The 18362-nt window shown below is 72.8% G+C and carries 16 protein-coding genes and 1 riboswitch; of the genes, 11 read left to right on the forward strand and 5 right to left on the reverse strand.

Translation table 11 applies throughout. The features are described from left to right. Positions 1-9: 9 nt before the first annotated feature. Complete coding sequence (locus AB0M76_RS32100) at positions 10-801, reverse strand: lysophospholipid acyltransferase family protein (protein WP_365956254.1); 792 nt, start codon at positions 799-801, stop codon at positions 10-12. A 154-nt stretch (positions 802-955) separates the two neighbouring features. On the opposite strand from AB0M76_RS32100, the gene AB0M76_RS32105 reads away from it, so the two are divergent. The 9 genes from AB0M76_RS32105 (at position 956) to AB0M76_RS32145 (ending at position 10538) form a co-directional block, all read left to right on the forward strand. Next, on the forward strand, positions 956-1207 hold the full coding sequence (locus AB0M76_RS32105; protein ID WP_365956255.1) for an acyl carrier protein: 252 nt from the start codon (positions 956-958) through the stop codon (positions 1205-1207). A gap of 102 nt (positions 1208-1309) precedes the next feature. Next, on the forward strand, positions 1310-3415 hold the full coding sequence (locus tag AB0M76_RS32110; protein ID WP_365956256.1) for a SpoIIE family protein phosphatase: 2106 nt from the start codon (positions 1310-1312) through the stop codon (positions 3413-3415). 40 nt (positions 3416-3455) lie between these two features. Beyond that, the gene (locus AB0M76_RS32115; RefSeq protein ID WP_365956257.1) at positions 3456-4067 is read left to right on the forward strand and encodes a nucleoside/nucleotide kinase family protein; all 612 of its coding nucleotides are present in this window, start codon (positions 3456-3458) and stop codon (positions 4065-4067) included. A gap of 345 nt (positions 4068-4412) precedes the next feature. Then, entirely contained in the window at positions 4413-4991 is a 579-nt protein-coding gene (locus AB0M76_RS32120; RefSeq protein ID WP_365956258.1) for a sigma-70 family RNA polymerase sigma factor, read from the forward strand. Positions 4992-5953: 962 nt separating this feature from the next. Continuing rightward, complete coding sequence (locus tag AB0M76_RS32125; protein ID WP_365956273.1) at positions 5954-6757, forward strand: IclR family transcriptional regulator C-terminal domain-containing protein; 804 nt, start codon at positions 5954-5956, stop codon at positions 6755-6757. Between the two features lie 140 nt (positions 6758-6897). Then, a complete protein-coding gene (locus AB0M76_RS32130; RefSeq protein WP_365956259.1) occupies positions 6898-7530 on the forward strand; it encodes a hypothetical protein in 633 nt (210 codons plus the stop codon). Between the two features lie 107 nt (positions 7531-7637). Continuing rightward, positions 7638-7889: a ferredoxin gene (locus AB0M76_RS32135; protein ID WP_365956274.1), complete on the forward strand. Its 252-nt coding sequence runs from the start codon at positions 7638-7640 to the stop codon at positions 7887-7889. After that, entirely contained in the window at positions 7882-9273 is a 1392-nt protein-coding gene (locus AB0M76_RS32140) for an FAD-dependent oxidoreductase (RefSeq protein ID WP_365956260.1), read from the forward strand. The genes AB0M76_RS32135 and AB0M76_RS32140 overlap by 8 nt, the downstream gene beginning before the upstream one ends. 26 nt (positions 9274-9299) lie before the next feature. Beyond that, entirely contained in the window at positions 9300-10538 is a 1239-nt protein-coding gene (locus AB0M76_RS32145; RefSeq protein ID WP_365956261.1) for a cytochrome P450, read from the forward strand. 99 nt (positions 10539-10637) lie between these two features. On the opposite strand, the gene metE is transcribed toward AB0M76_RS32145, so the two are convergent. From metE to AB0M76_RS32165, 4 genes are all read right to left on the reverse strand, one after another. Further along, the gene (gene metE / locus AB0M76_RS32150) at positions 10638-12956 is read right to left on the reverse strand and encodes a 5-methyltetrahydropteroyltriglutamate--homocysteine S-methyltransferase (RefSeq protein ID WP_365956262.1); all 2319 of its coding nucleotides are present in this window, start codon (positions 12954-12956) and stop codon (positions 10638-10640) included. Positions 12957-13109: 153 nt separating this feature from the next. Next, a riboswitch (cobalamin riboswitch) is annotated at positions 13110-13328 on the reverse strand. 144 nt (positions 13329-13472) lie between these two features. Next, positions 13473-14156 carry an HAD family acid phosphatase gene (locus AB0M76_RS32155; RefSeq protein ID WP_365956263.1) on the reverse strand — a complete coding sequence of 228 codons (684 nt, stop codon included), beginning with the start codon at positions 14154-14156 and terminating at the stop codon, positions 13473-13475. A gap of 115 nt (positions 14157-14271) precedes the next feature. Continuing rightward, on the reverse strand, positions 14272-15030 hold the full coding sequence (locus tag AB0M76_RS32160; protein ID WP_365956264.1) for a 3-hydroxybutyrate dehydrogenase: 759 nt from the start codon (positions 15028-15030) through the stop codon (positions 14272-14274). Positions 15031-15142: 112 nt separating this feature from the next. Further along, a complete protein-coding gene (locus tag AB0M76_RS32165; RefSeq protein ID WP_365956266.1) occupies positions 15143-16180 on the reverse strand; it encodes a PHB depolymerase family esterase in 1038 nt (345 codons plus the stop codon). Positions 16181-16266: 86 nt separating this feature from the next. Between AB0M76_RS32165 and AB0M76_RS32170 the strand changes: the two genes are divergently transcribed. Beyond that, positions 16267-17235: a LysR family transcriptional regulator gene (locus tag AB0M76_RS32170; protein ID WP_365956267.1), complete on the forward strand. Its 969-nt coding sequence runs from the start codon at positions 16267-16269 to the stop codon at positions 17233-17235. Continuing rightward, entirely contained in the window at positions 17232-18104 is an 873-nt protein-coding gene (locus AB0M76_RS32175; RefSeq protein WP_365956268.1) for a serine hydrolase, read from the forward strand. Before AB0M76_RS32170 ends, AB0M76_RS32175 begins: the two co-directional genes overlap by 4 nt. Positions 18105-18362 lie beyond the last annotated feature (258 nt).

Below are 18362 nucleotides of genomic sequence, written 5' to 3' on the forward strand. Positions count from 1 at the left end.
AGGCGGGGGCTACCAGAACGGCGTGTCCCGCCTGCGCCGTTCCCGGTCCACCAAGGCCTGTACGGCCGCCTGCGACTCGGCGCACAGCAGGCGGGCCGCGGCGGCGCGGGCGGCGTAGGACTCGGGCCGCCGTGGCGCGGGGATCGGCTCCCCGATGGTGATGAGCCACTTCGATGGCAGCGGGAAGACCGTGGTGATCGGGAAGTAGGGGAGGTCGAAGAGGCGTGCCAGGGCCGGGATCTCGCCGAGCCGGGGGCAGGCCTCCTCGGCGCCGATGACGGACACCGGTACCACGGGGGCGCCCGCCCGGACGGCGGTGACCGCAAATCCGGGGCTGAACGGCCGGAGTTGATAGCGCTTGCGAAAGGGCTTTTCCAGACCGGAAATGCCTTCGGGGAACACCCCGACGAGTTCCCCTGCGGTCAGGTGTTCCATTCCCAGCATCGGATCGAGAGGAATGGCGCCCTTCTTGCGGGCGTACGAGCCCAGGACCGGGAATCGGAAAAGCAGCGGTGCCGCGGGGATGTGCAGGGGTCGCCGCAGGCTGCGGGTGAACACCTTCTGGAGAACGAAGGCGTCGAGCCCCCAGGCGCCCGAGTGATTGGCGACGACGATCGCGGGCCCTTCGGCCGGGATGTTCTCCACCCCGACCACCTCGAGCCGGAAATAGTCGTCGACGAGCCAGTCGAGGAGGCGGTCCCAGGCGCTCTCCCCGGCCTCTCCGAGCAGCCGCTTCACGTACCTGAGTTCGGCGCCGGCCACCTCGATCACATCGGTCACATCGACCATGCTTTCCGACACGAATGATCACCACTCTCACGTTTGGAATCATCAACAAGCGCAGCAGGGACGGGCTTTGAGTAAACCCTCTGCCGTGGTACTTATTTGAGCACGAGAAGCATCTCCCCTCGCCACCCTGCTGTACGTGGCACCGATACTGCAAATGAGAGAATCCGTGACTACTTCCGCGCCGGAATCCGTCCTCGACGTGATCAGTGAACTGCTCATCGAGAGGCTCGACATCCCCTCCGACGAGGTACGGGCGAGTACGCCCATGCGTGACCTGCTGACCGATTCGCTCATGATCGTCGAAATGGCCATCGCCGTTCACGACATGCTGGGCATCACGGTCGAGGAGGAGGAGCTCCGCGCCGCCACACTCGAGGAATTCGCCGCGTCCGTCGAGGCGCGGCGCACGGACCGCTGATCCGGCGCCACCACCACGCCGCGGCCGTGCCCGCACGCCCCCGACCACGCCGGGAAGCGGTTCCGGGCCGCCAGGGCGACCATGGGTGGTAGTGGAGGCCGGATGAACGAGCAGACGCCGATCGAGGATCTGATCAGCGGCGCCGCCCAGGACGCCGGCGGGTGGCTCGGCTCGCTGGCCGTGGCGCAGCTGGCCACCAGCGCGGACGGCACCATCGTCCGCTGGAACCGGGCGGCGCAGGAACTGCTCGGCTACACCCCGCCACAGATCGTCGGCCGGCACATCGCCGACCTCCTCCACCCCGGAGCCGACCGCAGCCTCGGCCGCGCCCTGTGGGAGACCGCCGTCACCGGGCGCGGGGTGATGGGCACCGTGACCGCCTGGCACCAGGACGGGCACCCGCTGGAGCTGGAGATCTGGGCCAGCCCGGTGCCCGGCCGCCGTCACGGCGCCTCCGCGGTCCTGGTCTTCGCCGCCGACGCCCACGCCGCCCGGCGGATCCGGGGATCGTCGGCGGTCTGGGACGGGCTGTTCTCCCGCTCGCCCGTCGGTATCGCCATCCTCGACACGCAACTGCGATTCCTGCAGGTCAACCCGGCCCTGGAGGCGATGAACGGCCTCTCGGAGTCCTCGCACGTGGGACGCCGCCTCGCACAGGTCCTGCCCGAGGTGAACGCGGAGGACATGGAGGACGCGATGCGGCTGGTCCTGGCCACCGGGGAGCCGATGCTGGACCGGCGCCGCACGGGCCGTACCCCGGCCGACCCGGTCCACGACCGGGTGTGGTCCTGCTCGTACGTCCGGGTGGAGGACCCCGGCGGCCGCCCGATCGGCGTGATCGCCTCCCTGCTCGACATCACCGAGCAGCAGCACGACCACGTCGAGGCCGAGGCCGGCCGCCGCAGGCTGGCCCTGCTCAGCGAGGCCAGCGTCCGCATCGGCGCCAGCCTTGAGCTGGAGCGCACCGCGCAGGAGCTGGCGGACCTCGCCGTACCGCAGCTCGCCGACGCCGCCACCGTGGACGTACTGGACACCCTCGCCCGCGGCGACGAGCCCGGCCTGGGACTGGCCGGGGGCGTGGCGCTGCGGCGCCTGGGCAAGGCCCCGCTGACCGGCTCCGCCGTGATCGGCATCCTCGCCCCGCTGGGCAGGACCCTTACCTTCCCGGCGGCCGCCCCCTACACCCAGCCCCTCGCCGCCCGCCGGCCCTTCCTGATCGCCCACCTCGACGAGCAGGTCATCGCCAGCGCCGCCCGCCACACGAACAGACCCGCACAGCTCCTGCCCGTCGGCGTGCACTCGTTCATGATGGTGCCGCTGATCGCCCGGGACCTCGTACTCGGCGTCGCCACCTTCTACCGGACCAGCCCTGTCGGCCCCTTCGGGCCCGACGACGTCACCCTCGCCGGCGAGCTCGCCGCCCGCGCCGCCATCAGCATCGACAACGCGCGCCTCTACCACCGCGAACACGAGACCGCCGTCATCCTGCAGCGCAGCATGCTGCCGCAGCACATCACCCCGCCGCCCGGCATCGAGGTCGCCCACCGCTACCTGCCGGCCAGCGACGTCAACGAGATCGGCGGCGACTGGTACGACGTCCTGCACCTCCCCGGGGGCAAGGCCGCCCTCCTCATCGGCGACGTCATGGGCCACGGCATCGCGGCCGCGGCGGTCATGGGACGGCTCTCCGCCAGCGTGCGCGCCCTCGCCCGGCTCGACCTCGCCCCCGAGGACCTGATGCACCAGCTGGAGGCGACCCTGGACGACCTGGCCGAGCCCATGATCGCCACCTTCCTGTATGCCGTGGTCGATCCGGAGACCGGCCGCTGCCGGATCACCCGCGCCGGGCATCCGCCGCCCGTGGCAGTGGAGCCCGACGGCACGGTCCACCTCCTCGACCTGCCGCCCGGCACCCCGCTGGGGGTCGGCGGTACCGCGTTCACCACCACCGACCTCACCCTTGCGCCGGGCAGCATCCTCGTCCTGTACACCGACGGCCTCGTCGAAGCCCGCGGCAGCGACATCGACGAGCGCCTGGGCGAACTCACCCGCCTGCTCACCGAACCCCAGCGCTCGCTGGACCACCTGTGCGACTCGCTGATCACCCACCTGGTTCCGGCCTCGGCGGACGACGACATCGCCCTGCTCGTCGCCCGTATCGGCACCGACCCCCACACACCACCGCCCCCACCTCAGGCCGGAGCCTGAGCCGTACCCGGCACCCGCACGGCCCGGGCAGGATGGGCGGATGGATTTCACCGAACTGGAGCGGCGCGCCCGCGCGCTCGCGGCGTCGGGCACCCGTCGGATCCTCGGCATCGCCGGGCCGCCCGGAGCCGGCAAGTCGACCCTGGCGGCCCGCCTCGCGGACGTGCTGGGCCCCGAAGTGGCCGTGGTCGTACCGATGGACGGGTTCCACCTCGCCCAGGCCGAACTGGAGCGGCTGGGCCGGGCCGACCGCAAGGGAGCGCCGGACACCTTCGACGCCGCCGGGTACGCGGCGCTGCTGAGCCGGCTGCGCACACCCGCGGCCGCCGCCGTCTACGCTCCGGCTTTCGACCGGTCGCTGGAGGAGCCGGTCGCGGGGAGCATCCCGGTGGACCCGGCGGTGCGCCTGGTGATCACCGAGGGCAACTACCTGCTGTACGTGGCGGGGGAGTGGGCGGCGGTACGGGCGCTCCTCGACGAGGTCTGGTTCCTCGCACCCGACGACACCGTGCGCGTCCGGCGGCTGGTGGAACGCCACGTCCGCCACGGGAAGGCACCGGCCCACGCCGAGGAGTGGGTGAGGCGCTCGGACGAGGCGAACGCCCGGCTGATCGCCGCGGGCCGGACCCGGGCCGACCTGGTGGTGGAGTAGTGGAGTAGGGGCGTACGCGGCGGCAAGGGGGGCGCGCAGCGGAGCAGATGCGCCATTTCCCGAAAGATTTCCGTCGACAGCCGTGCACATTCGGGCGTCTTTTCCGATGGGGTGGTGTTGGGGGAGCAGCCGGTCCGGCCGGCTGCTGGATATGGGGGGCAGGCATGCCCGTTCCGTTCATTTCACCGGAAGGCTTCCCGCCGACGTGAATCCTGTCCAGACCGTCACTCCCGTGCCGATACTCGTCGCTTTCGATGCCGTCAGGAGACACCCACGCCACCCGGGTGCGAGGACCCGGGCCGCGACCGCTCGTACCGGCGACGACCGGCATCCCTGGAGGAGCGTATGAGTGAGGGCGAGTTCGACCCGTCCGGGGACCGGGCGGTCTCCAGCGAGCTGGCCGGCGTCCTGCCGGTGGAGTTCAGCGCGTTCCACTCCCAGCACCACCGCGCCTACCTGCGCTACGCACACCTGCAACTGGGCTCCCGCGAGGACGCCGAGGACGTCGTCGACGACGTGTTCACCTTCCTGCTGAAGGTGTGGCGCCAGGCACTCAAGGAGGCGAGCCTGCACGGCTTCGCCTGGGCGGTGCTGCGGGAACACGTCGCGCGCAGGCTGGCGGTTCTCGGCCGGCCCGCGGCGATGGTGGAAACCGCCTGGTTCGCCGCCCTGCGCCGCGCCTCCCGGCAGCACATGGAACTGCTGGAGGCCAAGCTCGGCCTGTACGCGGCGATCGCGTGCCTGCCCGAGCGGCACTACGACGTGGTGCTGCTGGCCTTCCTGCTGGGCTACGACAGCGGAGCCGTCGGCCGGATGATGGGGATCTCCCCCGCGACGGTCCGTTCGCACATTCGAGGAGCAAGCCGAATCCTGTCCCAGAAACTCGGGGCGGACTGGGCTCCTGGAGAGGAGAAGGGCCAGTGAGCGACATGACGGCCGACCGCGACGCCGAGCTGGGGGAGGAGCTGGCGGCGGCACTGGAGCAGGCGCAGGTGCTGATGGAGGAGTACGCCGGCTACGACGAGGACGCCGCCCGGCGGCGCATCGCCCGCAGAATCGCGGCGGACCGGGCCCGCTCGGCGACCGGCGCCGCCGGCCGGGGCGGCTTCCCGGCACCGGCCTCCCTCCGCGGACCCGCGCCTCTGCCCGCGCCGGTGCCCACCCCGGCGGACGACCTCGTACTGGACGCGGCCTGCCACGCACGGGCGGCACGGCTCCTGGACGACCTGGCCTGGTCCCTCGCGGAGAGCCGGTCCTTCGCCGAACTCGCCCTGGCCGCCGGAACCTGGCCCCACGGTGCGGAACCGGCGCTGCTGTTCGGCTGTCTCCTGCACCTGGCCGACCGGATGGAGGGCGCCCAGTTCTGGCTCCAGTACGCGGCAGGAGCCGGCTCGCAGACCGCGGCCCGCCTGCTCCACCTCCACCACCTCGCACGCGCCGAGGTGGCCACCGCCCGGCACTGGAAGGCGCTTGCCGGGGTGCTGCCGCCGGACGAGGGTCTGCCGCACCTGCCGGAGATCCCGGAGAACCTGGAGGAGGCCCTCGGCGCCTCGGTCATCTGGACCTCGCCGCCGATCACCACCCAGGACCTCACCGCCCTCACGGCGCTACGGGGCCACGGCGGGCGGCCCCCCTACCGGATCCCCGCCCGGCTGCGCCGGGCCGTGACCGCCCAGAGCTGGACCGACGACCACGACCTGGGCGAGGTGTTCCTCCTCGGCCCGCAGGTGGCGGTGGCGGTGGCCCAGCACGCACGGCTCAACCTCCTGCACCTGACGGACGAGGCGAACGCGAACGCCTGGGCACTCGAGGCCCTGAGGCAGCCGCAGCCGCAGCCGGTCCGGCCCGGCCGTAGCTGCGCCGAAGCGCGGCCGGCTCCGGTCGCGATGGAGAGCGTCCACCGGGCGCTGCGCGTCCTGGAGGTCGTCAACCGGTACTCGGGGGGCGTCAGCCTCGCGCAGGTCGCCCGTGAGACGCGGTTGCCGCAGCTGGTGCTGGCCCGGGTGATGGAGCAGCTGGTACGGGCGAACCTGGCGGTCCCGACCGGCCCCGGCGCGTACATCGCGGGCCGCGCGCTCTTACTGACCGAGGCGGCGTCCGGTGACGGGCGCGGACACCTGCAGGAGACCCTCGCCTGGGTGCGGGACGCGGTCGGCGCCGCCGTCTACGTGGCCCGCTACACCGACGGCGAGGTGTGCATCACCCAGTACGCCGACGGTCCGGCGACACCGCTCGTGGAGGAGTGGGCCGACTTCCGGACCGCCGCCCATGCCTCGGCGGTCGGCAAGGCGCTGCTGGCCCAGCTCGGTCCCGACGGCCGCAAGGACCACCTGTCCCGGCACCGGGCGGAGCGGTTCACCGCGCACACCCTCACCCGTCAGGAGGACCTCTTCCGGCAGCTCGACACCCGCGGGCCGGGCGCCCCCCTGCTGGACCTGCAGGAGTACGCCCTGGGCACCGTCTGTGCGGCCGTCCCGATCACATCGGGCCCCAACGCGGAATGCCTGGCCCTGTCCATCCCGGCCCCGGACCCGCACCGCCTGGTGCAGGCCGCCCGGATCCTGCAGAGCGAGGCCGCCGCCGTCCTGCTCGCGCTCATCGTGGCCGGCACCGGTCCGGGCGCACCCCGGACCGCGCCGCAGCAGGAAGGTGCGGGCGAGCCGGGCAGCATGCTCATCACGGCCACGTAGCCGGCCGTCGGGGATCCGGGGCGGGGCCGCCGCACACCCGCGGCGGCCCCCGCCCCGGATCCGGCAGGCTCCGTACCGCTCCGTCACCCGACCGCGCCGTCCCGCTGGCACGCGGGCCCGGCCGGCGGCTTGCTGGAGCCATGACACAGGGAGCACCCGGGAAGACCCGGCAGAAGAACCTGAGCACCCCCAAGGCCGCAGGCCTGGCCGGGGTCGTCTTCGCCGTACTGCTGGCGGCGGCGATGGTGCTCGCACGGATGGCACTGCCCGAAGGCGCCGGCGGCGACCAGGTGGCGGTCGCCCCGGGCAGGCAGGGGCAGCTGCGCTGGGCGACGGAGCTCGTCCCGTTCGCCGGTATCGCCTTCCTGTGGTTCATGGGCGCGCTGCGCGAGCACACCGGGGACGCCGAGGACCGGTTCATCGCCACCGTCTTCCTCGGCAGCGGGCTGGTCTTCGTCGCCTGCCTCTTCTGCGCCGTCGCGGCCGCCGGAACCGTGCTCGACGCCGAAGACCCCACCGGCTTCGGCCGGCATTTCGCGTACACGCTGCTCACGACGTACGGGATGCGGATGGCCGCCGTCTTCGTCCTCGCGACCTCGACCCTCGGACGCAAGCTAGGGGTCTTCCCGAGGCCGCTCGTCATGATCGGGACCCTGGCGGGGCTGCTCCTGCTGGTGGTCGGCTCCAGCCTGCCCTGGTCCGAGCTCGTCTTCCCGGCCTGGGCCCTGCTCCTGAGCCTGTACATCCTGCGCGCCGCCCGCCGCACCCCGTGACACCTGCCCGGCCGTCACCCCGATGGCCCCGCCGGACGGGCCCTCCCGGTCCGCGCGCCGCACGCTGGCCGGGGAGTCGGAGGGGCCAACGAAAGGACTGGACCTTGCTGAGGCTTGTCGTCGATCTCAACCGGTGCCAGGGATACGCGCAGTGCGCCTTCCTCGCACCCGACGTCTTCGCGATGCACGGAGACGAGGGCCTGCTCTACGACCCGCAGGCGGAGGACGCCTACCGCGAGCGGGTGGCCCAGGCGGTCGCCGCCTGTCCCGTCCAGGCCATCCTCGTGGACGAACTGGACATGGCCGCGGCCGCGCCCGGCGCCCCCGGCGCCGGCAGCGGGGAGGCATCCGATGGCTGACGCAGCTCTGGACCGCCTCAAGGCGGACGGCCGGATCGTCGTCGTCGGAGCCTCGCTCGCCGGCCTGCGAGGCGCCGAGACCCTGCGCGACAAGGGCTTCAAGGGGTCGCTGACCATGATCGGCGACGAGCCGTACGAGCCGTACGACCGCCCGCCCCTGTCGAAGCAGGCGCTGCTCGGCAAGGGCGCTGCCGAGCGCACCGCGCTGCCCCGCCGCCGCGAGCTCGACGCGGAGTGGCGCCTCGGCGTACCGGCGAGCGGTCTGGACATGGCGGCCAAGCGGGTCAAGATGGCCGACGGCGACGAGGTGCCCTACGACCGGCTGCTGATCGCCACCGGCGTACGCGCCAGGCCCTGGCCCAATCCGGCCGAGGCGGAGCTCGACGGCGTGTTCGTCCTGCGGACCCGCGACGACGGCGCCGCCCTGGCCCGGCGGCTCGACGCCGGCCCCCGCCGGGTCCTGGTCATCGGCGCCGGGTTCACCGGCTCCGAGATCGCCTCCGCCTGCCGCGAGCGCGGACTCGAGGTCACCGTCGCCGAACGCGGCGACGCGCCCCTCGTCGGCGCCCTGGGCGGGGTCATCGGCGCGGTCGCCGCCGAGATGCAGCGGGAGAACGGCGTAGACCTGCGCACCGGCGTCATGGTCACCGGCCTCGAAGGCGACACCACCGGACGGGTCCGCGCCGCACACTTCTCCGACGGCACGTCACTGGAGTGCGACGTCGTGGTCGTCTCGCTCGGCGCCCAGCGCAACACCGAGTGGCTGACCGGCTCCGGGCTCGGTGCCGGCCCGCGCGGCATCGCCTGCGACGCGGGCTGCCGGGCCTTCGACATCCGCGGCATCGTCACCGACGACATCTTCGTGGCGGGCGACGTCGCCCGCTCCCCGCACCCGCTGTTCGGCTACCAGTTCCTGTCGCTGGAGCACTGGGGCAACGCCGTCTCCCAGGCCGAGACCGCGGCCCACAACATGCTCAGCGAGAGCACCGAGCGCCGCCCCCACATCTGGGTGCCGGCCTTCTGGTCCACCCAGTTCGGAGTGAACATCAAGTCGGTCGGCGTGCCCTCGATGGGGACCGAGATCCTGATCGTCCAGGGCTCGCGCGCCGAGCTCCGCTTCACCGGCGTCTACGGCTACCAGGGCCGCGTCATCGGGGCGGTCACCTTCGACAACTCGCGCTGGCTGCAGTTCTACGAGCAGCAGATCGAGGCCACGGCCCCGTTCCCGCCGCCGTTCCCCACGGTCGACCGGCGCCCCGAAGGGCAGAAGCCCCTCCCCGCGGACTTCCCCGACCCGTCCGTGCCCACGCACGGACCGACGATCACCCTCAGCGGATATTCGCCGGCCGACCGGCGGATGACGTTCACCCCCGCCGGGCACTGACCCGCCCGCCCTCCGGAGGACCCGGCATGAAGCAAGGCATCCTGAGCGACATCCTCGACTACTCCAACCGCGCGAACCCGTACCCGCTGTACGCGGAACTGCGCAAGACCCCGGTGTTCCACGACGGGGACGGCCCGTACGCCATCAGCACCTACCACGACATCCAGAGCCTGCTGCACGACCCGCGGCTCAGCTCCGAGGCCCGCAACCTGGCCGCGACGGCGGGGGATCCGCTGGCCGAGGGCGAGGAGGAGGGGGCCGCGACCCTGCCTCCGAGCTTCCTGAAGCTGGACCCCCCGGAACACGACCGGCTGCGCCGGATGACCAACCGGCCCTTCGGGCCGCCGCACTCCCCGCACCGCATCGACGGCATGCGCGACGATCTCAAGGGCATCGTCACCGGTCTCATCGACAACCTCGCCGACCCGGGCCGGATCGACCTGGTCGATCAGTTCGCCTACCCGTTCCCCGTCACCATGATCTGCCGGCTGCTCGGTGTGCCGCGCGAGGACGAGCCGCGGTTCCACGTCTGGGCCGACACCCTGGCCGCGAGCCTGGACCCCGACCCGGGCGCCGACCCGAAGGAACGCGACAAGACCACCCACGACGCCCGGATGGAACTGGGCATGTACCTGGCCGGGCTGATCGAGGAGCGCCGCAAGAACCCCGGCGACGACATGCTCTCCCAACTGGCCGTCGGGCACGGCCAGGACGAATCGATGAGCACGATGGAGCTGCTCAGCACGGCCGCCCTGCTGCTGATCGCGGGCCACGAGACCACCGTCAACCTGATCACCAACGGGATGCTCACGCTGCTGCGCAACCCGGACGTGCTGAAGCAGCTGCGCGAGACGCCCGGGCTCGCGGTGCCGATGGTGGAGGAGCTGCTGAGGTTCGAGCCGCCGGTGCAGCTGCTGCCGCAGCGCACCCCGCTCGTCGACATCGAGGTCCGCGGGGTGACCATCCCCAAGGGCTCCTCGATGTGGCTGATCCTCGCCTCCGGCAACCGGGACCCGCACCGCTTCGAGAACCCCGACCGCTTCGACCCGTACCGCAAGGACATCCAGCACCTGGGCCTCGGCAGCGGCATCCACAGCTGTTTCGGCGCCCCGCTGGCCCGGCTGGAGGCGCAGCTCGCGCTGAGCGAGCTGGCCCGCCGCCTGGAGAACCCGCGCCTGGTCGAGGACCCGCCGCCCTACCGGCAGAACGCGGTCCTGCGCGGCCCGCGCCACCTCCAGGTTACGTGCGACGGGATCCGTCCCTGAAGCAGTGGAGCCGAGCCCGGGAGCGGGTACGGCTCAACGTGTGGCTCCGGTCCGCGGGAAGGACCGGAGCAGACGCTTCGTACGGGCAGTCAGGACCGGTCAGGAGCCGGTGAGTTCACCCCGGACCTCGCGGGCCGCCGCCACCAGGCTCGCCAGGGAGGCACGGGTCTCGGGCCAGCCGCGGGTCTTCAGGCCGCAGTCGGGATTGACCCACAGCCGCTCGGCCGGAATGGCCTCGAGCCCCTTGCGCAGCAGCGCGGCCGCCTCCACGGCGGACGGGATGCGCGGCGAGTGGATGTCCCAGACACCCGGACCCACCTCCCGCGGGTATCCGGCGCCGGCGAGCTCGTCGGCCACCTGCATGTGCGAACGCGCGGCCTCCAGGCTGATCACGTCGGCGTCGAGGTCGTCGATGGCCCGGAGGATGTCGCCGAACTCCGCGTAGCACATGTGCGTGTGGATCTGCGTGTCCGGCCGTACCCCGGAGACGGCGAGCCGGAAGGCCTCGGTGGCCCACGCCAGGTATTCCGCACGGTCGGCGGCGCGCAGCGGCAGCGTCTCCCGCAGCGCGGGCTCGTCCACCTGGATCACCGAAGTGCCCGCGGCCTCCAGGTCCCCGACCTCGTCGCGCAGGGCGAGCGCCACCTGCCGTGCCGTGTCCCCGAGCGGCTGGTCGTCCCGTACGAAGGACCACGCGAGCATGGTGACCGGGCCGGTCAGCATGCCCTTGACCGGCCGGGCCGTCTGCGCCTGGGCGTACGTCGTCCAGCGCACGGTCATCGGATCGGGACGGGAGATGTCCCCGGCCAGGACGGGCGGGCGGACGTAACGGGTGCCGTACGACTGGACCCAGCCGTGCCGGGTGGCCAGGTACCCGGTGAGCTGCTCCGCGAAGTACTGCACCATGTCGTTGCGTTCTGGCTCGCCGTGCACGAGGACGTCGATGCCGGCCTTCTCCTGGAAGGCGATGACCTCGCGGATCTCGTCCTCGATGCGCTCCTCGTAGCCGGCCGTGCCGATCCGGCCCGAGCGCAGGTCGGCGCGGGCGGTGCGGAGTTCGGCGGTCTGCGGGAAGGAGCCGATGGTCGTGGTCGGCAGCAGCGGCAGGCCCAGGAGGGCGCGCTGGGCGGCGGAGCGTTCGGCGTACGGCTGGGCACGGCGGGCATCGGCTTCGCCGATCGCCGCCGTACGGGTCCGTACCGCGGGGTCGCAGGTGAGCGGGGAGTTCGAACGGGAGGCCAGGTCGGCGCGGTTGGCGGCGAGTTCGGCCGCGATCGAGGCGGGCCCCTGGCCGAGGCCGCGGGCGAGGGTGGCGATCTCGGCGGTCTTCTGCCGGGCGAAGGCCAGCCAGCGGCGGATCTGCAGGTCGATGTCGCGTTCGACGGCGGCGTCCAGCGGGACGTGCAGCAGCGAGCAGGACGCGGCGACGTCGACCCGGCCGGCGAGGACGAGCAGGGTGCCCAGGGTGGTCAGCGACTTCTGGAGGTCGTTGATCCAGATGTTGCGGCCGTCGACCACGCCGGCGACGAGGCGCTTGCCCGGCAGCCCGCCCACCGCGGCGAGGTCCGCCAGGTTCGCGGCGGCGGCCCCGGTGAAATCGAGCGCCAGGCCTTCGACGGGGGCCTTGGCGAGGACGGGCAGGGCCTCGCCCAGCCGGTCGAAGTACGAGGCGACGAGCAGTTTCGGGCGCTCCGTCAGGGCGCCGAGCTCCCGGTAGGTGCGGGTGGCGACGTTCAGCTCGGCGGGGGTGCGGTCCTGGACCAGGGCGGGCTCGTCGAGCTGCACCCACTCGGCCCCGGCCGCGCGCAGCTCGGCCAGCACCTGGGCGTACACGGGCAGCAGCCGGTCCAGCAGCGTGAGCGGCACGAAGTCGTCGCAGACGCCGGGGGCGGGCTTGGCCAGCAGCAGGTACGTGACCGGTCCCAGCAGGACGGGCCGGGCGCGGTGCCCGAGCGCAAGGGCTTCGCGCAGTTCCGCCACCTGCTTGGCGGGGTCGGCGGTGAAGACGGTGTCCGGCCCCAACTCCGGGACGAGGAAGTGGTAGTTGGTGTCGAACCACTTGGTCATCTCCAGCGGCGCCACATCCTGCGTGCCGCGGGCCATCGCGAAGTACCCGTCCAGAGGGTCGGCCTCGACGGCGGCGCGGTGGCGGGCGGGGACGGCGCCGACCATGAGACTGGTGTCCAGTACGTGGTCGTAGTACGAGAAGTCGCCGGTCGGGACCTCGTGGATTCCGGCATCTGCCAGCTGCTGCCAGGCGCTCCGGCGCAGTTCGCGGGCGGTCTCCCGGAGGGCGGCGGCGCCGACGCGGCCGTTCCAGTAGCCCTCGACGGCCTTCTTCAGTTCCCGGTTCGGCCCCTGGCGGGGGTATCCGTACACGGTGGCGCGTACGGCCGTGGCAGCGGACTCGGTTGTCACGTGACTCTCCTTCGCGAGCATGCGTGTGCGCGTCTTGCGACGGATCCCGGGGAAACCGGGGCGAAGGAGTGACGAACCGGACGGACCACCTGTGCCCGCCTGAATGTGCACGCCGACCCGCCCACGAAGTCACCGGGATCACCGCACGCGAACGGTCGCGTGCGGGCAACGGGCAGGTCTTCGGACTCGCGGGCACGTCTCGTCGTACGAGACTCCTACTGGCCGTCGCTTCCCAGACCCGTCCGGGCCCAGTGCGTATGACGGCGGTCGTTCCCGCTCACCGCTGCGGGGCAGTCCCGGATTCCCACCGGGTTCCCTCTTGCGACGCATCCCGCCTGGAGGACGGGGCGAACCAGCTGCGGAGTCAGCCTAAGGGCAGCCGCCGGGCGGCGGACAGGTGTGATCACCATGCGGACACGGCAATGAGACGCCCCGCCCCCCGGTGCGCCGCCGCCGGCCGCCTCTGTGTGCAGGCGGCCGGCGGCGGGGACCCTTGGCAGCGGGGCCGAAAAGCGACTAAGAGAGCTTGCCGTCGTAGTCCGGCAGCTTGAAGGTGCGCTCCGCGTGCCCGCCGACCAGATCGCTGTTGTTGTTGCCGATGTTGGCGATGATCGTGTAGCCGCGGGCCTCGATCTCGGCGCGCTTGGCCGTCTTGTAGGTGCTGACCTCGCTGAAGAGATCGGGCAGGTCCCGGACGTACAGGTCCGAGACGGGGTAGCCGACCGCCTTGAGGTTGTGCTCGGTGAGGGAGTGGATGATCCCCGGTCGGGCGGTGACGAAGATGATGGCGACGCCGCGCTCGTTCGCGTACCCGGTCAGGTCGCGGACCTCGGAGATCGCCGGGGTCGGGAACGTCCAGAACCAGTGGAAGTCCGTCTCCAGCGAGGAGTTGTCGATGTCGAGGACGATCGCGGGCTTCTCGCCGGCGGGCGACTGGGCGATGCGCTGCTCGACGTACGGGCGGGCCGTGGCCATGACGGCGGCGACATCGCGCTTCCAGGTGCCGTAGTCGATACCGCGGATGAGCGCGTTGCCGCCGGGCGCGGAGGCCGTCGCCGCGGCCGGGGCGGCAGCCGGGGCCGGGGTGGGGACCGGGGCGGCTTGGGCGGAGGCGGCAGGGGCCAGCATCAGGACGACGGTGGCCGCGGCCGTGCCGGTGGCGGTTCCGAGCGTGCGGATGCGGGCGTGGGTGCTGCGCATGTGGGGGCGCTCCTCATGGGCTTCATTGGCCGAAATGACATGTACGGGGCCAGAATCCGCATGCCCGCCCTCCCTGTCTACTGACCGGTAGTTAATTTTTGGTGGCCGTCCCGCTTCACGTGGCGGTCCACCCTCCGTCGAGGGGGAGCGAGGTTCCGGTGAGGTACCCGGCATGGGGCCCGCACAGCCACACCGCGGCCGCGGCGACCTCCTCGGGCTCGATCAGGCGCTTGATCGCGGACCGGTTGAGCAGCACCTCGGACAGCACGTCGCCGGGGCCGATGCCGTGCGCGGCCGCCTGCTGCTCGATCTGGGCCTCGACCAGGGGCGTACGCACGTAGCCGGGGCTGATGCAGTTGCTGGTCACGCCGTACGGGGCGCCCTCGAGCGCGGTGACCTTGCTCAGCCCCTCCAGGCCGTGCTTGGCGGCGACGTAGGCGGACTTGTAGGCGCTCGCGCGCAGCCCGTGGACGCTGGAGATGTTGACCACCCGGCCCCAGCCGGCCGCGTACATGTGCGGCAGCACGTGGCGCAGCAGCAGGAACGGCGCGGTGACCATCACCTGCTGGATCCGGGCGAAGCGCTCGGCCGGGAAGTCCGTGATGGGGGCGACGTGTTGCAGGCCGGCGCTGTTGACCAGGATGTCCACCGCGGCGGGCAGCCCCTCTATCGCGGCCGGGTCGGCGAGGTCGGCCACGTGCGCCTGCCCGCCGACCAGTGCGGCGACGCTCCGGGCCGATTCCTCGCCGATGTCGACCACGTGCACGGTGGCGCCCGCCTCGGCCAGGGCGATCGCGCAGGCCCGGCCGATGCCGCTGCCGCCGCCGGTCACCAGCGCGACGCGCTCCCGCAGGAAAGGAAGTTGGCTCGTCATGGCTGAACAGTAGGGAGGGCGGGCAGCCGCGCCCATGGCGGCGCACACCACACTCCGGGACCCTCGTGTGGTGTGCGCCGCCATGCGCGTCGCTCTGAGGCGATGCCTGCCGTCAACGCCGCTGCGGGGAAAGGAAGTCGAGCAGGGTGCTGCTCGCATCCAGTGCGGTGCTGACGGGGCCGAAGCCTGCGGGCGGCGCAGCGGCCGAGCCGGGCCAGGTGTGGCCCGCGCCGTGCATGACGAGCAGCCGTACGGCTGCCCCCGCGGGGCCGGGCTGCCAGGTGGCGGAGTCGTAGCCGGGCTTGCCCTCCTCGGCCGGACCGCCCGCCCCGGCTGCGGTGGCGAACGCCTCCGCGCTCGCCCGGGCGGACATGGTCGCAGTGATGGGTTCCTCCCCGGGACCGGCCGGCCCGGGACTGGGCAGGCCGGCCAGGGGCCGTACGGGGTCCTCGGCCCCGTAGACGATCAGTACGGGGACCGGCCCGGTGGGCTTCACGGCGGCGGCCCCGGTGGGCAGTTCACCGGAGACCGAGGCCGCGCCCGCGACCAGGTCCGGACGCTGCGCGGCCATCCGCAGGGCCATGGAGCCGCCGTTGGAGAACCCGGCGACGTAGACCCGGTGCGGGTCGGCCCGGCCGGTGCGCACGAGCTCGGCGATCAGTGCCTCGGTGAACCGGACATCGGCGTCCGGATCCGGCCGCTGCCCGGTGGGAGCGGTGCCGGCGCCCCAGGCCTTGCCCAGGGCCTCGGGGTACACGAGGAGCATGCCGCGAGCCTCGGCGGCCCCGTCCAGTCCGCTCTGCTTCCGCAGGTGCTCGGCGTCGGCGCCGCGCCCGTGGAAGGCGATGAGGAGCGGACGGGGTCCGCCGCCCTCCGCGGCGGGGCGGTGCAGCAGGTACTCCCGGGTGCCGCCGTCGACGGTCAGCCGCTCCCGGCTGTCGACGGCGGGGGCGGACGCGGACGCGGACGCGTTCAGGCTCACGGTCGGCCCGGCCGCCGCGGGCGGCCGCGAGTCCGCCGCGCAGCCGGTGAGCGCGGCGGCCAGCGCGAGGCCGAGGGCCACCGCGCCCACCGCGGCGGTGCGCCGGAGGCGGTGGGCGCGGTGGGGGGACGGCAACGAGGTGGAGAAATTCGAGGAGTTCGAGGACATGCCCGTGAGCACAACACCGACGCCGGGTCTCCGTCCAAGATCCATATCGATCTCGGATCAATCAATCTCCGATATCGTTGCTGGCCGTGGACCTGATCCGGCATCTGCAGTGCTTCGTGGCTGTTGCAGAAGAAAGACATTTCGGCCGTGCCGCCGAGCTGCTCGGCATGGCCCAACCACCCATGTCCCAGCGCATCCAGCGCCTGGAGCGCGAGCTCGGCGTCCGGCTCTTCGAACGCACCAGCCGCCAGGTGACGATCACCGCGGCGGGCGCGATGCTGCTGGAGGAGGCCCGCTTGCTGCTCGCCCGTGCGGACGCCCTCGCGGCCACCGCCCGCCGCATCCGCGACGGCGAGAGCGGACTCCTGCGCGCCGCGCTGCCGCCCGACCTCGCCGGCGAGGCCATCGCCGCGATCCTGGCCGCCTTCCGGCAGCACCACCCCGGCGTGGAGCTGGAGCTGCACGAGCTGTCCACCGCCGAGCAGCTGGCCCGGTTCGCCTCCCGCGAGCTGGACGTCGGGCTCGTCCGGCACCCCTGCGACCTCGCCGGGCTGGAGCTCGGGCCGGTCCTGCGCCGCGAACTCGGCGTGCTGCTGCCCCGCGAGGCCCCGGCCGCCGCACTGGACGAGGTACCCCTCGCCGCCCTCACCGGATACGGCCTGGTCCTCTTCCCGCGTGCGGAGGCCCCCGCCCTGCACGACGACGTACTGAACACCTGCGCCCGGGGCGGCTACACCCCCGCCACCGTCCGGCAGGGCCGCGGCCCCAGCTTCGTCCGCGGCCTCGTCCTCTCCGCGAACGCCGTGGCCTTCGCCCCGCGCGACACCGGGTCGGCCGATGCCGCGGGCCCGCACGCGGACATCGTCTGGCGGCCCCTCGCCGGCTCCCCGCTGGCCTGGCGGCACAGCGTCGCCTGGCCGCTGGGCCGCGGCGACGCCGCCGTCGGAGCCTTCACCGAAGCGACCACCCGCGCCCTGTGGAACACTGCGGCGGTGACCGCCGACGTACCCGCACGGCCGCTCCACCTGCGCCCGGCAGCGGAGTACTGGCTGTGAACCACACCCTCCACCGCATTCGCGCAGCCTTCGCCGAAGCCGGCGTCACCGGCCGGCTGCACGCCGTCGACATCGATTCCGGTACGGAGATCGACGCCGGCGCGGACCAGCCGGTCGTCACCGCCAGCGTGCACAAGCTCTGCCTGCTCGTCGCCCTCCACCAGCGCGCCGCGGCCGGCCGGGTGGACCTCGGCGAACAGGTCGAGTGCCCGCCGGGCGACCGCACCGCCGGCCCCACCGGACTGGCCGCGATGCTGGATCCCGTGCGCATGTCCCTGCGCGACGCCGCGTACCTGATGACGGCCCTCAGCGACAACGCCGCCGCGGACCTGCTCCTCTCGCGCATAGGCATCGACGGCGTCAACGAGGCCACGGCCCGGCTCGGCCTCACCCGTACCCTCGCCGTCCACACCTTCCGCTCGCTCTTCGCCACCGTCCGGGAGGACGCAGGGCCCGCAGGCGCCCAAGCCCTCGTCGATCCGCACGTCATCGCCCGGCTCCGCGCCCTCGACCCGGCCCACAGCAACCGCAGCACGCCCCGCGACATGACCCGGCTGCTCGGCGCCGTCTGGCGCGACGAGGCCTGCATCCCCGAACACGGCGCCGCGATCCGCCGACTGCTCGGACTCCAGGTGTGGCCCCACCGGATGGCCGCCGGATTCCCCTTCGACGACGTCCACGTGGCCGGGAAGACCGGCAGCCTGCCGACCCTACGCAACGAGGTCGGCGTCATCGAGTACCCCGACGGCGGCCGCTACGCAGTCGCCGTCTTCACCCGGGCCGCCAACCCCGCAGCCACCCTCCCCGCGGCCGACGCGGTGATCGGCACCACCGCCCGCATCGCCGTGGACGCCCTGCGCGCGCTCTAAAGCGGCCCCGGGGAAGTGAGGCACGCGCCCCCGCGCCGCCCGGCACGGCGCTTCGCCGCGTTGTCGCAGCACGCTGGTACGTCCAGTAAAGGCGTGCAGCTCCGCCTTGCGATGCACCGCACCGGACGACGCGGAAACGCACCCCACTTCCCCGAGACCGCTTACGGCCTCGGGGGTAATTGAGATCGGGACGCGTCGGCTTGGCGGTTTGGCTGGCGGATGATCAGCAGGTAGTCGTGTGCACGAGTACCAGTTCGG

Origin of the sequence: Streptomyces sp. NPDC051364 (assembly GCF_040682115.1) — a bacterium.
GTDB lineage: Bacteria > Actinomycetota > Actinomycetes > Streptomycetales > Streptomycetaceae > Streptomyces.

Excerpts from the sequence above, each read along its gene's own strand:
- AB0M76_RS32110 (WP_365956256.1), top strand. The coding sequence starts at position 1,310 with ATGAACGAGCAGACGCCGATCGAGGATCTGATCAGCGGCGCCGCCCAG.
- AB0M76_RS32115 (WP_365956257.1), top strand. The coding sequence starts at position 3,456 with ATGGATTTCACCGAACTGGAGCGGCGCGCCCGCGCGCTCGCGGCGTCG.
- AB0M76_RS32120 (WP_365956258.1), top strand. The coding sequence starts at position 4,413 with ATGAGTGAGGGCGAGTTCGACCCGTCCGGGGACCGGGCGGTCTCCAGC.
- AB0M76_RS32125 (WP_365956273.1), top strand. The coding sequence starts at position 5,954 with ATGGAGAGCGTCCACCGGGCGCTGCGCGTCCTGGAGGTCGTCAACCGG.
- AB0M76_RS32130 (WP_365956259.1), top strand. The coding sequence starts at position 6,898 with ATGACACAGGGAGCACCCGGGAAGACCCGGCAGAAGAACCTGAGCACC.
- AB0M76_RS32140 (WP_365956260.1), top strand. The coding sequence starts at position 7,882 with ATGGCTGACGCAGCTCTGGACCGCCTCAAGGCGGACGGCCGGATCGTC.
- AB0M76_RS32145 (WP_365956261.1), top strand. The coding sequence starts at position 9,300 with ATGAAGCAAGGCATCCTGAGCGACATCCTCGACTACTCCAACCGCGCG.
- AB0M76_RS32155 (WP_365956263.1), bottom strand. The coding sequence starts at position 14,156 with ATGCGCAGCACCCACGCCCGCATCCGCACGCTCGGAACCGCCACCGGC.
- AB0M76_RS32160 (WP_365956264.1), bottom strand. The coding sequence starts at position 15,030 with ATGACGAGCCAACTTCCTTTCCTGCGGGAGCGCGTCGCGCTGGTGACC.
- AB0M76_RS32165 (WP_365956266.1), bottom strand. The coding sequence starts at position 16,180 with ATGTCCTCGAACTCCTCGAATTTCTCCACCTCGTTGCCGTCCCCCCAC.